General features: G+C 46.4%; 14 protein-coding genes, 1 tRNA gene and 1 other RNA gene. 10 read left to right on the forward strand and 6 right to left on the reverse strand.

Going from position 1 to position 14,516, the window contains the following annotated elements:
* The 4 genes from eno (at position 1) to smpB (ending at position 4,504) form a co-directional block, all read left to right on the forward strand.
* Complete coding sequence (gene eno / locus FYJ39_RS16625; RefSeq protein ID WP_154473549.1) at positions 1-1,278, forward strand: phosphopyruvate hydratase; 1,278 nt, start codon at positions 1-3, stop codon at positions 1,276-1,278.
* A 136-nt stretch (positions 1,279-1,414) separates the two neighbouring features.
* Positions 1,415-1,669: a preprotein translocase subunit SecG gene (gene secG / locus FYJ39_RS16630; protein WP_154473550.1), complete on the forward strand. Its 255-nt coding sequence runs from the start codon at positions 1,415-1,417 to the stop codon at positions 1,667-1,669.
* A gap of 94 nt (positions 1,670-1,763) precedes the next feature.
* Complete coding sequence (rnr, locus tag FYJ39_RS16635; RefSeq protein WP_353847361.1) at positions 1,764-4,019, forward strand: ribonuclease R; 2,256 nt, start codon at positions 1,764-1,766, stop codon at positions 4,017-4,019.
* 17 nt (positions 4,020-4,036) lie between these two features.
* Positions 4,037-4,504, forward strand: a complete 468-nt coding sequence (smpB, locus tag FYJ39_RS16640; protein WP_154473551.1) for an SsrA-binding protein SmpB — start codon at positions 4,037-4,039, stop codon at positions 4,502-4,504.
* Between the two features lie 95 nt (positions 4,505-4,599).
* Here the strand turns inward: smpB and FYJ39_RS16645 are convergent.
* Together FYJ39_RS16645 and FYJ39_RS21600 are read right to left on the reverse strand one after the other, a co-directional pair.
* Positions 4,600-4,671: transfer RNA gene (locus FYJ39_RS16645), tRNA-Glu, on the reverse strand.
* A 374-nt stretch (positions 4,672-5,045) separates the two neighbouring features.
* Positions 5,046-5,924 (reverse strand): hypothetical protein, encoded by an 879-nt coding sequence (locus tag FYJ39_RS21600; RefSeq protein ID WP_353847360.1) that lies wholly within the window; start codon positions 5,922-5,924, stop codon positions 5,046-5,048.
* A 405-nt stretch (positions 5,925-6,329) separates the two neighbouring features.
* Between FYJ39_RS21600 and FYJ39_RS16655 the strand changes: the two genes are divergently transcribed.
* Complete coding sequence (locus FYJ39_RS16655; RefSeq protein ID WP_154473552.1) at positions 6,330-7,226, forward strand: N-acetylmuramoyl-L-alanine amidase family protein; 897 nt, start codon at positions 6,330-6,332, stop codon at positions 7,224-7,226.
* A 257-nt stretch (positions 7,227-7,483) separates the two neighbouring features.
* On the opposite strand, the gene ssrA is transcribed toward FYJ39_RS16655, so the two are convergent.
* Positions 7,484-7,823, reverse strand: a transfer-messenger RNA (tmRNA) gene (gene ssrA / locus FYJ39_RS16660).
* A gap of 225 nt (positions 7,824-8,048) precedes the next feature.
* On the opposite strand from ssrA, the gene FYJ39_RS16665 reads away from it, so the two are divergent.
* The gene (locus FYJ39_RS16665) at positions 8,049-8,831 is read left to right on the forward strand and encodes an SIMPL domain-containing protein (RefSeq protein WP_154473553.1); all 783 of its coding nucleotides are present in this window, start codon (positions 8,049-8,051) and stop codon (positions 8,829-8,831) included.
* 123 nt (positions 8,832-8,954) lie between these two features.
* Here FYJ39_RS16665 and FYJ39_RS16670 read toward each other — a convergent pair whose 3' ends face one another.
* On the reverse strand, positions 8,955-9,689 hold the full coding sequence (locus FYJ39_RS16670) for a helix-turn-helix transcriptional regulator (RefSeq protein WP_407923859.1): 735 nt from the start codon (positions 9,687-9,689) through the stop codon (positions 8,955-8,957).
* 450 nt (positions 9,690-10,139) lie between these two features.
* Between FYJ39_RS16670 and FYJ39_RS16675 the strand changes: the two genes are divergently transcribed.
* A complete protein-coding gene (locus FYJ39_RS16675; protein WP_154473554.1) occupies positions 10,140-10,322 on the forward strand; it encodes a hypothetical protein in 183 nt (60 codons plus the stop codon).
* A 23-nt stretch (positions 10,323-10,345) separates the two neighbouring features.
* Positions 10,346-11,170 (forward strand): selenium-dependent molybdenum cofactor biosynthesis protein YqeB, encoded by an 825-nt coding sequence (gene yqeB / locus FYJ39_RS16680; RefSeq protein ID WP_154473555.1) that lies wholly within the window; start codon positions 10,346-10,348, stop codon positions 11,168-11,170.
* A 261-nt stretch (positions 11,171-11,431) separates the two neighbouring features.
* Here yqeB and FYJ39_RS16685 read toward each other — a convergent pair whose 3' ends face one another.
* Positions 11,432-11,728 (reverse strand): DUF2325 domain-containing protein, encoded by a 297-nt coding sequence (locus tag FYJ39_RS16685; RefSeq protein WP_154473556.1) that lies wholly within the window; start codon positions 11,726-11,728, stop codon positions 11,432-11,434.
* A 322-nt stretch (positions 11,729-12,050) separates the two neighbouring features.
* Entirely contained in the window at positions 12,051-12,461 is a 411-nt protein-coding gene (locus FYJ39_RS16690) for a hypothetical protein (protein WP_154473557.1), read from the reverse strand.
* Positions 12,462-12,735: 274 nt separating this feature from the next.
* Here FYJ39_RS16690 and pyrF point away from each other — a divergent pair, with 274 nt between their 5' ends.
* The gene (gene pyrF / locus FYJ39_RS16695) at positions 12,736-13,653 is read left to right on the forward strand and encodes an orotidine-5'-phosphate decarboxylase (protein ID WP_154473558.1); all 918 of its coding nucleotides are present in this window, start codon (positions 12,736-12,738) and stop codon (positions 13,651-13,653) included.
* A 54-nt stretch (positions 13,654-13,707) separates the two neighbouring features.
* Positions 13,708-14,514 (forward strand): dihydroorotate dehydrogenase electron transfer subunit, encoded by an 807-nt coding sequence (locus FYJ39_RS16700; RefSeq protein WP_154473559.1) that lies wholly within the window; start codon positions 13,708-13,710, stop codon positions 14,512-14,514.
* The last annotated feature ends 2 nt before the right edge of the window (positions 14,515-14,516 follow it).

The raw sequence follows: 14,516 nt of genomic DNA on the forward strand, positions 1-14,516 counted from the left end.
ATGTTAAACCATCTGGAAATAGAAAGGGTTGCAGGCAGGGAGATTCTGGATTCACGGGGGAACCCAACAGTAGAGGTGGAAGTATGCCTTGCAAACGGAGCAGCAGGGCGTGCTGCTGTGCCCTCAGGAGCCTCAACGGGCAAATTCGAGGCGGTGGAATTAAGGGACGGAGGGGAGCGTTATAATGGACTTGGAGTTCAGACTGCTGTGGAGCATGTGAATACTATATTAAGCGAGGCGATACTCTTTGAGAGCGCGCTGGATCAGAGGCGTATCGACAAGCTTTTGCTGGAGGCAGACGGAACAGAGAATAAGGGGAAGCTGGGGGCCAACGCTATACTGGGCGTATCTATGGCAGTAGCAAGAGCCGCAGCCAACGGACTTTGCATGCCCCTTTACCGCTATCTGGGAGGAATCCATGCATCACAGCTTCCCATACCTATGATGAATATTTTAAATGGCGGAAAGCATGCGGATAATACGGTGGATCTTCAGGAATTTATGATTATGCCCTGGGGAGCAGGCTCCTTTTGCGAGGGGCTGCATATGTGCGCTCAGGTATACCACACTTTAAAGAAATTACTGAAAGAGGGCGGCTACAGCACAGGAGTTGGAGATGAGGGAGGATTTGCCCCTGATCTTAAGAATTCGGAGGAAGTACTGGCTTTTTTGGTTAAGTCCATGGAGAAAACGGGTCTAAAGCCGGGTACTGACATGAAAATTGCCATTGACGCGGCCTCCAGCGAGCTTTATGACGAGAGAGCCGGCCTGTATCTGTTTCCTGGAGAAAGCAGGATGGCAGGAAGGGAAGTGCGCCGCAGCGCTGAGGAGATGGTGGAATATTATCGAAGCCTGGTGGAGAAGTTCCCTATCTGCTCCATTGAGGACGGACTCCAGGAGGAAGACTGGGAGGGATGGAAAATGCTTACGGATCAACTGGGAGACCGTATACAGTTAGTGGGGGACGATCTCTTTGTAACGAATACCAAGCGTCTCTCAAAAGGAATTGAACTGAGGGCAGGCAATGCCATCCTGGTAAAGGTAAACCAGATTGGCACTCTGACAGAAAGCTTTGAGGCCATTGAAATGGCAAAGAGGGCCGGATTTGGAACCATTATTTCTCACAGATCCGGAGAGACGGAGGATTCCATCATTGCAGATATTGCAGTGGCAGTAAACGCAGGACAAATTAAGACAGGAGCGCCCTGCCGCTCCGACCGGGTAGCCAAGTACAATCAGCTGCTGCGGATTGAGGAGAACCTGCAAAGCTGCAAATAACAGCTTGAAAAGCACCTGGCGGATCAGCCGGTATTGACGACCGGGGTGAAAATCGCATCAAAACCAGTTGTATTTTTGGACAAAGTATGCTAAAATAGCTTTGCTTGACTATAAGAAGGTGAAGAGGTGGGAAGAAATGTCAGTGGTACAGGTGATCTTATCAATTATATATGTAATTCTTGGTGTTGCGATATCAGCAGTGATTCTGATGCAGGAGGGAAAGTCGAACGGACTTGGAAGCGCCATCGGCGGTATTTCCGGCGACAGCTATTGGAGTAAGAACAGAGGACGCTCAATGGAAGGGACTCTGGAGCATTTTACCAGATATGGGGCTATTGTATTTATGATAATTACCATTATCCTGAATGTTTTACTGAAAGCTCAGGGATAATAAGAGAAAAGATGTTAAGTGACCAAAACACCCTTGTATACATATAAGGGTGTTTTATTACTTTATATGGCAAAGGGGCCAGAAAAGAGGCAATATGGAAAAGGAAGCGCTGGAGCAGAGAAAGCAGATGCTGACAGAACTGATGCGGGATAAGGCTTATGTACCTATGAAGGCCAAAGAATTGGCTATGCTTCTGAACATTCCCAAGACACAGAGAGGAGAGCTGATGGAAGTGCTGAACGCTCTGGTGGCGGAGGGAAAGATAGGAGTTTCAAAAAAAGGAAAGTACGGAAAGGCAGAGGCATTTTCTGTTAATGGTATTTTTTCCGGCCATCCCAGGGGATACGGCTTTGTAACTGTGGACGGGATAGAGGAGGATGTATTTATACCGGAGGAAAAAACCGGCTCCGCTCTCCATGGAGATCGTGTGCAGATTGTCATTGAGTCTGCGGGAAGGGCCGGTGATGGCAAAAATGGTATGGGCGGGCGCAGAGCGGAGGGCTTTGTCCTCCGGGTGCTTGAGCGAGCTAATAAGGAGATTGTAGGCTATTATCAGAAGAACAAGAATTTTGGGTTTGTACTTCCTGACAACCAAAAGATTTCCAAGGATATTTTTATTGCTCAGGGCTGTGATATGGGAGCTGTCACAGGACACAAGGTAGTTGTCAAGATGATCGATTTCGGCGGCGGCAAGCGGAAGCCGGAGGGCCGGATAAAAGAGATTCTGGGCCATGTTAACGATCCTGGGACGGATATTCTCTCCATTGTCCGGGCTTATGGTCTTCCTGAGGAATTTCCCCGGGAGGCGATGGATGAGCTTGAGGGGATTCCCGGAGAGCTGGAGCTTGACAGGAAGGCCCTTTTAGCAGGGGCTGCGATTCCTTGGGATGGCTCATATACTCTGGAGGATCTGGCTGGCTGCCCTGACTGGACCGGAGAGCTGGCGGGCCGCCTGGATTTAAGGAGTCTTCCGACTGTGACAATCGATGGTGAGGACGCCAAAGATCTGGACGATGCAGTAACAATCTGTAAAAATAAAAAGGGAAGCTACACCTTGGGGGTTCACATTGCAGATGTAACTCATTATGTTCGGGAGGGAAGCTGCCTGGATCGAGAGGCATTACGCAGAAGCACCAGTGTATATCTGGTGGATCGGGTGATTCCCATGCTGCCTCACAAGCTGTCAAACGGCATCTGCTCTTTAAACGCAGGGACAGACCGTCTGGCCTTAAGCTGCATCATGGAGGTGGACAGTCAGGGAAATGTGCTGGATCACCGAATCGCAGAGACAGTGATCCGCGTAGACCGCCGTATGACCTATACTGCGGTAAACGAAATTGTCACAGACCGAAACGAGGCTGTTATGGCAGAGTATAAGGATTTTGTGGCAATGTTTGATCAGATGAAGGAGCTGTCGGATCGGATCAGGGAGAAACGCAGAAAGCGGGGAGCCATTGATTTTGATTTCCCGGAGAGCAGGATCATTCTGGATGGGCAGGGAAAGCCATTGGAAATCAAGCCCTACCAGCGGAATGCAGCCACCAGGATGATTGAGGACTTTATGCTTCTTGCTAATGAGACGGTGGCTGAGGACTGCTTCTGGCAGTCCCTGCCCTTTCTGTACCGGAGCCATGACAATCCGAATCCAGAGAAAATGAAGCAGCTTGCCACCTTTATTAATAATTTTGGCTATTTTATAAAAATGCAGCAGGGGGAGATTCATCCCAAGGAGCTGCAAAAGCTTTTGGATAAAATCGAGGGAAGTTCGGAGGAGGCTCTATTGTCCAGACTAATCCTGCGTTCTATGAAGCAGGCTAAGTATACTACCCTGTGCTCCGGGCATTTCGGTCTGGCAACCAGGTATTATACGCATTTTACTTCTCCTATCAGGAGGTATCCTGATTTGCAGATACATCGGATTATCAAGGAGAATCTTAGTGGAGGGCTGGGAGAGAAGCGTAGGGCCCATTACGAAGGGATACTGCCTCAGATAGCTGTTCAGACCTCAGCCATGGAGCGGCGTGCAGAGGAGGCACAGCGGGAGACAGATAAGCTCAAAAAATGTGAATACATGTCTCAGTTTATCGGACAGACCTTTGAAGGGGTGATATGTGGCGTTGCCAACTGGGGACTTTATGTGGAACTTCCCAATACAGTAGAGGGCTTGGTGAGAATGGCGGAGCTGAGAGACGACTATTATTTGTTTGATGAGCAGCATTATGAGCTGCTAGGCGAGCGGACAAAAAAGAGCTATAAGCTGGGTCAGCCTGTGCGGGTGCAGGTGGCAGGGACAGACAAGCTGACGCGCACGGTAGACTTTATTCTGGCGAGAGACTGGGATGAGAATTAAAAAAGAGGAGTAAAGCCATGGGAAGGGAACGTATTAAGTTAATAGCTAACAACAAAAGGGCATTTCATGACTATTTTATTGATGAGAAGTATGAGACAGGGATTGAGCTTTTCGGTACGGAAGTCAAGTCTATCCGTATGGGAAAATGCAGTATTAAAGAAGCGTTTATAAGGATTGAAAAAGGGGAGGTGTATATTACAGGCATGCATATCAGCCCCTATGAGAAGGGCAATATTTTCAATAAGGATCCGCTGCGCTGTAGAAAGCTCCTGCTTCATAAAAATGAGATATTAAAGCTGAAAGGGAAGATTGCGGAAAAGGGATTTACACTTGTGCCCCTCCAGGTATATTTTAAAGGGAGCCTGGTGAAGGTGGAGATTGGGCTGGCCCGTGGAAAAAAGCTATATGACAAGAGAGCTGATATAGCCAAGAGGGATCAGAGGCGTGAGCTGGAGAAGGACTTCAAGGTGAGGAATCTCTATTAAAGGCTCATACCTGGATATAAGAAGTTCTCTGTTACAGAAGAGCTGAGATATAAAAAATCCGTATGCCGTTTGATACGGTACACGGATTTTTTATATGACCTGACCGGGAATCGAACCCGGGTTTACGCCGTGAGAGGGCGTCGTCTTAGCCGCTTGACCATCAGGCCCTTTGACTACAGCTTTTCATATCAGCTATAGCCTGTTTATAATACCATAAGGTGAAACATTTGTAAAGAGTTTTAAAAAAAATATATAGATTAATTTTATGGAATAAAAGAATTGTTTGCAAAACTGGAATTTTTTCAGTAGTTTTTGATCAAGCAAAATGACCAGTCGGGGGGACTGGTCATTTTAGGAGAAGGTATTTCGTTTCTTATGGGTGTAGCAAAAACTATATAATGTATTGGGGGGTTTACATTAAATATAATAGCACAGGGCAAAGAAAAAGTCTGCACAAAGATTAAAAAATAAAAAAATACATCTTATATATTTTCACGATTGATTTTGCTGCTTGAGCAAGGAAGCTCAGGCAAATGTTACGTTAATATTGGCGAAAAGACCTGCGAAACTGAACTGAGGGCTGGCATCTGTGCAGAGATTGAGCCATCTGGGGCTCCTGGTTACTTTGAGGCATCTGAAGAGAATCTGACATCTGGGATGTCTGGGGTTCCTGGTTACCTTGAGGCGTCTGAAAGGAATTTGGCATCTGAGATGTCTGGGGCTCCTGGAAGTTCTGAGGCGTCTGAAAGGAATTTGGCATCTGAGATGTCTGGGGCTCCTGGAAGTTCTGAGGCGTCTGAAAGGAATTTGGCATCTGGGATGTCTGGGGCTCCTGGAAGTTCTGAGGCATCTGAAAGGAATTTGGCATCTGGGATGTCTGGGGTTCCTGGAAGTTCTGAGGCGTCTGAAAGGAATTTGGCATCTGAGTTGACCAGGAAGCAGCATGACACATAATAATGATTCTGGTAGGGGAGGTTTGGGCAGGGATGCTTCTGGTAGTATTGGTGTAGTACACCATCAGATAATGCTCTCCAAGAGGACAGGGATAGGACTGGCCATTTTGGGTGGATATAAAGGTAGATGGAAAAATATTGAGCTTTAGAGTGTTATCAGAGGAAGTGAGAGTCTCATCAAAATACTTTAAGGTGACATCCTCCTCCGCACGTAAGGTAGTAACTAAAAGGGCCCGGTACTGAGGCGGGTAGATAAGGGGAACGGGAGCCATGGAGTCGAAGAAAGCCGCGATTCTCATTCCAGGCAGAAGCGGCATGGAATCCACTACCATAGTATCGGGTGACATAGTAAGATGGATCTCCTGTTCCTCTGTACTGATGGCCACGAGCTGGCTACAGCAGTCATTGTTAAAGGGAGAAATGCTGGTAATAATACCGGTTACAGAAATAAGCTGTTCGTAATTCATAGGAAAAAAGTCCTTTTTAATAATATTATATGCTGTGTGAATGGAAAAAGGAAGCAATAAAGAAAGAAAAACACTGGAGAGAAAAATGATAAATAGGAGGAAGCCGGCGGAAACTGCTTCCCACCGGCCGATTATTATGAAAAAAAGTATTATTAGCATTAGCTCTTTACATGTATAAGTATATACACTAAATATGAGAAGATTTTTATGAGACTGTAACAGATTTATGAACAGTCTGTGATAAGTTTGTGAATACTCCCTTGCCACTGGCTCAGGCAGAATATTCAAGGACAGGCCAGAAGGCATTCGTACATCCGACAGATAGCGCTTTCGTGTCAGCGTGGGGACAATCCTGGAGACTCAGCATATGATAATATATTATAATAAGGAAAGGAGAATATAGATATGAAGGTATGTTTGGATGCAGGCCATTATGGAAGCTACAACAGGAGCCCGGCTGATCAAAACTATTATGAATCGGTCATGGTATGGAAGCTTCATTTATTGGTAAAAAAGTATTTGGAGAAATATGGTATAAATGTGATATTAACAAGAGAACACAGGGACACGGACAAAAGCCTTTATGACAGAGGCGCCGCCTCGATTGGCTGCGATCTTTTTATCTCAGAGCACTCCAATGCAGCAGGGGAAGCAGTGAATAATTCCATAGATTATCCTGCGGCTTACTGTGCCATTAACGGCAAAGCCGACGGAATTGGAATGGCGCTGGCCCAGGCGGTGGAAAAAACCATTGGAACAAAACAGACTGCCAGAATCGAGCATAGGAGAGGTCAGAAGGGAGACTATTATGGGGTGCTTCGGGGCGCCACAGCGGTGGGGACGCCGGGGCTAATTTTGGAAAATTCCTTTCACACCAATTCCGTAATCACAAAGTGGCTTCTGGATGAAGCAAATTTAGAGAAGCTCGCCAGAGCCCAGGCAGACGCGATTGTTCTTTACTATAATATCAAGTCGATAAAACAATCTGGCTGGGTGGAGGAGAATGGAGGCTGGCGTTTTTATTTGGGAAATACAGGACTTTATGTGACAAATGACTGGTACAAGGATGGTGAAGATTGGTACTGGTTTGATGGAGACGGCATGATGGTGTGTGATAACTGGAAAACCGGAGCCGATGGAACATGGTACTATCTCCAAAGCAATGGAGCAATGGCTAAGGATGCGTGGGTTATATGGAAGGATAAGCTATATAGAGTAAAGGAGGACGGCAGCATGTTTGAAGGCTGCGTTTGCCTTGAGACAGATGAAAAGGGGGCCTTTCGGCCCGTAGGAATAGGCTAATCCCCCTAAACAGTAAATTTATCAGGATGAAGGTGAAAAATTCAGACCGGATTGTAAGAGAGTATCAGTAAGTGCAAAATGTACGAAAATCCGAACGAACGAGTGAAAATGCTGTATACCTGTCATAATGGTTGCATAAAGGTGTGTTCAAATATGGCTTGCGCACAGTGCAGGTAAGTTCCGCCATATGCCAGACGTGATTACAAAATGAAGAAAGTACGTATTTACGTTGTTTCCCGCAAATACGCACTTCCTAAAAGTGGAGCTGAGGGGAATCGAACCCCTGTCCGAAAACCAATTCCCTGTTCTTCTACTATCATAGTCCCTTATTTGACATTCCCTCCGCCATCAGAGAAAGGACACCCGGATGGTTTTAGTAGCTTCATCATACGCCCGTATGCTCAAAGCTTTGCACACGTCGTTTCTCACATAGTCGATGCCAGGGTCTTAAAGTGTGAGTGCTCTAAGTCTGACAGCTGCCATTAGGCAGCGTATGCTAATTCGTCGTTAGCGTTTAATTTTAATTGTGCCATTTAACCCATCGCATGGGGATAGCTTCACCAGCTGCATGACCCCCGTCGAAACCAGTACAACCCCTGAAAATCCAGTGTATTGTGCTTGGCATGCTAACGAATATCTGAGTCTTTTACATCTTAACAATTTCTGTTTGAAATGTCAAGGGAGCAAAGATAACAAATTTGTAGAAACTTTGTTAATAAAAACCATCAGAAACTTAAGAGAAAAGAAATACCATTGACCTTCCTTTCCTGGTAATATAAGGATAGCAGAAGTATACTACAGGTTTTAAGGAGAGGAGATCTTATGAAACGATTGATGCAAGGAATTGTATGCGCGGCAGGTCTGACGGCAGCCTTTTCTGTGACAGTGGCAGGGATCAGCGGCTGTAGCAATGGAGCGGCACAGCTGCCGGATACGTTGAAGGTACAAAATGTGGATGCTGCCGGAAACGTTATTACAGTGACTGGTAAGGAAGTGGTAAAGGTGGTGCCGGATATGGCGCAGATTGAATATTCCATTTTCAGTCAGGAGGCCACGGCAGAGGCCTGCCAGGCCAGAAATTCAGAGGATTTGAATAAGGCTGTAACGATCCTTAAGGGGCTGGGGGTGGATGAGAAGTCCATACAGACCTCATCTTATGGCTTAAACCCAATCCATGATTGGAATTCACCTACTCAGGAGATAACAGGATATGAGATGAATACCAGCCTGATTGTATCTGATATCCCCATTGATCAGGTAGGAGCCATTATGTCCCAGTCTGTTGCTGCGGGAGTGAACCGTATTGATTCTGTTAGCTACTTCGCTAGTAACTACGACGCGAGCTATCAGGAGGCGCTTAAGGGAGCCATGGATATGGCACAGAGAAAAGCGGAGGCTTTGGCAGAGGCCGGCGGCAAGACCATAGCAGGCGTTGCACGTGTGGAGGAAGCAGGATATAATCCAAATACAAGATATTTTTCCTATAACACGGCAGGAGGGATGATGGCTGCTGAGGAGGAGACGTCAGTAGCTGCTGATATGGCGGTAATGCCTGGCCAGGTCAGGGTCGAGGCGCAGGTTATAGTAGATTATGAACTGAACTAACGCTCATATGCCAAAGAAAAATGCAGAAATAGTGCAAAGGGCCTTTAAAGGGCCTGTATATCCTGGTCAGAGGAGTTAAGGCATATTAAGGAAAGCTCTTATGGAACGCTGTTTGCGTGCTGCTTAGCCTTTGTCCTCTGATTTGCGGTTGTTTATGTCAATGTAGCTGTACAAGGTAAATTTGGAGATTCCGAAATATTTAGAAACCTTATCCCCTGACTTTGTAATAAGGAAAGCCCCGGCATCGTTTAAAAACTGGATAGCAGTTACCTTCTCTTCTTTATTCATCAGTGCGGCAGGCTTGCCTATCATATCCACTGATTGTTCGATCAGCATATCCAGCAGGTCGTTGACGTTGCGGACGACTGGCTCTGGCTGCTGCTTGCCTTCTGTCTGAGGCTCGGTATCAATCAGGGCCTTGATGGAGCGGTCCACGGTTATCAGTCCGGTGATGTCGTAATTGATGGAAAGCAGATAATCCACAGCATCACCTTCCTTGCTGCGAATATAGAAGGTGCTGGATTTAAGAATCTTGCCATTGCCGGTACGAGTGAGACAGCCAAGATGATCCTTCAAAGCAGCCGGATCTCTACGGAGTGTGTCCAGAATTACCTTGGAAGGGCCGTCGCCTTCCCTTCTGTTTGTCACATGACCGTTGTTGATATGTACGATGGAATGTTCCAGATCATGCCGCTTCAGGTCATGAATGACGATTTCACAGTCAGGTCCGAACTGCTTTGCAAGGCCGTCTGCAAGCTGCGTCAACAGGTCTAATATATAGGTCATAGCTTTTCTCTTCCTTTCCCGGATGCTCCAAATGTATGACAGCTTAGCTGTGACCCACGCGGGTCTAACCATGGGCATCCCCTCCTGAAAAATGAATTGGCGTGGCTTTTGATTTACTGAGCTAAAATGCAATACATAGTATATTTTATATAATAAGTATTTTGCAGATTTGAAAAATATTGTTTATGGTTCCATAATAGCATAAAAAAAATAGATTGCAAGGGGGGATTACAAAAAAAATTTGTATATCTAAAAATTTTTGAATTTTACTTGCAAATAACAGTCCCAGGTGTTAGTATAAGGGAGCCGGCTCTATCTAAATTAAAAAAATGGATGAAACAAGATACTCAGGACAACGCTGGAACGTCAGGTGCATTTCCTTTGACAGAAGGCAAATATACATAAAAACTGTAATAGGCGACCAGAATTTAAAAAAGGGCATGCCATAAGAGATTTGTTTATGGCAGTGAAAGAATCAGCAATATGGAATTGTAGCTAGTCTGAAAAAAGGAGAAGGAAGGGATGGGGACAATGGCAACGCGGATGGACAGAAGAGGAGCTGGAGTCCAGGGGAGCGAAGATCCTTACTTATGGGCCTGCTTGAATCACTATGGGCTGGTGGAAGAGCTGAGAGCGGGAACTGTTACCTATATGTATGAAAGCATGGAGCGCGTCACAGGAGCCAGTTTACTGGTAAAGCCTTAAGGAGAGAAGGGAATTGCTGCATTATGGAAAGAAAAAATCAGTTGATTATAGTCAGAGGCGGAGGAGAGATTGCCACTGGAATCATACACAAGCTGCACCGGTGCGGCTATCCGGTTTTGGTGCTGGAGAGTGGTTTTCCATCTGCTATCCGCCGTTTTGTGGCATTTTCCGAAGCAATCTATGAAGGGAGCTGGGAGGTGGAGGAGGTCAGAGCGGTGAAGGTATCCTGTTATGAGGAGGCCTGCGCTGTGTTGGAGGAAGGAGATATTCCGGTTATGATTGACGAGACCTGTAATGTTCTTAAGAAGAAGCGGCCCTGGGCCCTGGTAGACGGAATTCTTGCTAAGAGAAACGTGGGTACTACAAGAGAGATGGCAGATAAGATCATCGGTCTGGGGCCTGGGTTTACGGCGGGGAAGGATGTGGATCTGGTAATTGAAACCATGAGAGGCCACAACCTGGGGCGGATTATCGGGTATGGCTCAGCGCTGCCGGACACAGGGGTTCCGGGAAAGCATGAGGGGATTGGAACAGAGCGGGTGATTCATTCCCCAGCCAGAGGTATTTTCCTGGGGAAAGCAGGGATAGGAGACCGGGTGGTTAAGGGCCAGATGATCGGTACGGTGGTTACAGGGCAGGGAGAGGTGGCTGTGGAAGCGTCCGTTACTGGTCTCTTAAGAGGGATAATAAAGGATGGCTTTCCTGTGGAAAAGGGGCTTAAGATTGCGGATATTGATCCAAGGGAAAGGGAATATGAGAGCTGCTTCACCATATCGGATAAGGCCAGATGTATTGCGGGGGCTGTTCTGGAGGGATTGCTGATGCTGGAGAGAAAGCAGGGGTATTAAAGAAATAAAAAGTCTGTTAAGCATCAGGATAGAAACGCCTGGATACTTGTGGTTCAGCCTTTCTTCCTTCAAACGTGTGGAGGATGGAGAGCAGGCGGCAAGGGTACGGTGGGAATTGAATCATGCTTATAGATAAAAAAGCTGCATATTGAAAATAAAAAGCGGACCAGAACCCTAGGGGCACAAGTCCGCGGTGGATGTCTGAAAAGCATCTGAGAAAATCCTGGCTGCTGTACAAAAGCGCTTCGATGGTTCAGCCTGTCAGTTTGCGGCACAGACAGAACATTTTTGCGCAAGAATTTCTGTAAGAGCTGTACCGCTGCTGGTATGGCAGCGTACAATTTCTGTGCTGCTCTCATCGACTTCATCCAATGCGCAGCGAATCATTTTGTGAGATACGGTGTTGGTGAACAGTACCAGTAAATCCGGCCTGCCAATCTGCTTATCCAGGCTAGCGCTCATCTGTGTGAATATCTTTGCTTTGCATTTATAGCTTTTGCATATTTTTTTATACTGGCTTACCATGCGATCGTGACCGCCAATGATAACAACACTCATATTGTGCCTCCTTATAGACGTTTGGGTGATAGGGGTTAGTTCATACTAACTTGTAAAACTATCATACAAGAATCGGATGGAATTGTCCATAGCTTTAAATGAGAATATTTATCATAACAACCAAGGCTGTCGGAGAGAGAATGCTGCAAACCAAGGCTTTAAGAAAATGCCGCACAAAAAACGCGGTTCCGATGGCTATAAAAGGGCATTGGAACCGTGTTTTTGTTTTAGAGAGACTGATTTTCGTTTCATTTGCTATTGTATTTCTATTTTTAAACAGCTCCTTCATTTACCGATATTGTCACGATAGAATGAAATGCTTTTATTGGCGGAGGCTGAATTCTTCTGTGGTCATCCGTATGCGGCTTGGAATCGTTCCTTCCTCTAAATGAGAAGTGAGAAATTCTGCCTGAAGCTGCCCTCGGACATAAAAAATATCCACGCTTACCCACTCGTTGTCTATGAATACTTCGATACAGTCTCCTGCCTGCAACAGGAAATCATCAATATAAATATGACCGTCCTCTGTATGGAGGTAGCCGGTTTGCACGATAGGCTTGTTCAGATAGTCGATACTTTCCGCGATATATTCTAGATCGCTTTTTATAAAAGTAATATTGGAATATAGAAATCGTTCGTCTTTTGTGTATGTAAGTTCCTGGAGCTTAAGTATCTCTTCTTCAATTTCTTTTTTGAAGAAGGTTAATTCAGTCAGTGCTTTTTGTACTTCCATTTTTTCTCCTCTCTGAAATTGTTTTCTATCCTTTGTTCATCAAGATAATGATAGAATAAGTTTAAACCAGATTGTATACAAAAAGCAATAAAAACAATTCGACATGTGACGACAAAAAGAGACGATTTCCTGTGCGTTCCTTTCTTGAAACCCACACTGTTCTATGATAAAATGGTAATTAGTCTGCGGACTTCTGGCATAGAGCCCAGGAAAGATTACATAAAGCGTTCAAATGACAGACGCTGAATGGTTACAATAAAAAGGAGGATGGGCTATGATTAGTCAACTGATTGAGAAAATAAAGAGTACCAACGCCCCTGTCTGCGCAGGTTTAGATCCTATGCTGTCCTACATACCAGAACATGTATTGCTAAAATCCTATGATTCTTTTGGCGAGACGCTGGAAGGGGCGGCGGATGCGATCTGGCAATTTAATAAGGAAATCATTGATAGTATCTGGGATTTAATTCCGGCTGTTAAGCCGCAGATTGCCATGTATGAACAGTTTGGCATTGAGGGGCTAACTGTATATAAGAAAACGATTCAGTACTGCCGCCGCAAGGGGCTGATTGTAATCGGCGATGCAAAAAGAGGGGATATAGGCTCCACATCCGCTGCCTATGCTGCAGGCCATCTGGGGCAGGTGCAGGTGGGAAGCAAAGCCTGCAGAGGCTTTGATGTGGATATGCTTACAGTAAATCCATACATGGGAACTGACGGTGTAAAGCCTTTTGTGGATGTGTGCGACGCCGAGGATAAAGGCCTTTTCGTGCTGGTTAAAACCTCCAATCCCTCCAGCGGGGAGTTTCAGGATCGCCTGATTGACGGAAGGCCGCTTTATGAATGGGTAGCTGATAAGGTAGTGGAGTGGGGAGCTCAGTCTATGGACGGAGCCTACAGCAATGTGGGAGCAGTCGTGGGAGCTACCTATCCTGAGATGAGTAAAATTCTGAGGAAGCAGATGCCTGACACTTACTTTCTGGTTCCAGGCTACGGAGCGCAGGGCGGCACTGCTGAGGATTTGAAATACTGCTTTAATCAAGACGGACTGGGAGCCATTGTCAATTCCTCCAGAGGCATTATTGCGGCATATAAGCAGGAAAAATATAAGAGCTTTGGTCCTGAGAATTTTGGACAGGCGTCCAGGCAGTCAGTGCTGGATATGGTTGCGGATATCAATAACGTACTATAATGGCTCCGGTAACGCCCTCCCTGAGCTGCAAAATACAAAGATGGAGAAATAACGATGGCAAAGGTGAAAATGACAGCAGAAATTACAGAACATAGCCAGTTGACGGCCGGTATCTTTGATATGAAGGTAAGGGCGCCTCAGATAGCAGACCAGGCTGTTCCTGGACAGTTTGTGTCCCTGTACTCACAAGACAGGGCAAAGCTGCTTCCAAGGCCAATCAGCCTCTGCGGCATCCATAGGGAGAAGGGGGAGCTGCGCCTTGTGTACCGTGTTGCAGGAGCAGGTACGAGAGAGTTTTCCAGGCTTCACATAGGGGATAGGATTGAAGTGCTGGGGCCCTTGGGCAACGGCTTTCCAGTAAAGCAGGCAAGGAAGGCTTTACTAATCGGCGGAGGAATCGGTATTCCGCCTATGCTGGAGTTGGCAAGGGCTCTTTCATGGGCAAATGGGGGTGGCTCCGATTCCAATAAGAGAGGCATGGTTCAGATCATTTTGGGCTACCGGGACAGACAGATGTTTTTAAAGGATGAATTTGAACCCTTCGGACCAGTCTACGTGGCGACGGAGGATGGAAGCGTGGGAACCAGAGGGAATGTGCTGGATGTAATCCGTCAACAGGGCCTGGAGGGGGAAATCCTCTATGCCTGCGGACCGACCCCCATGCTGCGTGCCTTGAAGGCCTATGGGACTGAACGGAGCATCGAATGCTGGCTCTCTCTGGAGGAGAAGATGGCCTGCGGCATAGGGGCCTGTCTGGCCTGCGTATGCCAGTCTAAAAGTATTGACCCCCATTCTCAGGTAAACAACAAGCGCGTCTGCAAGGATGGCCCTGTATTTCTGGCAGATGAGATTGAACTTTAAGG

The organism is Clostridium porci, from assembly GCF_009696375.1.
GTDB lineage: Bacteria > Bacillota > Clostridia > Lachnospirales > Lachnospiraceae > Enterocloster > Enterocloster porci.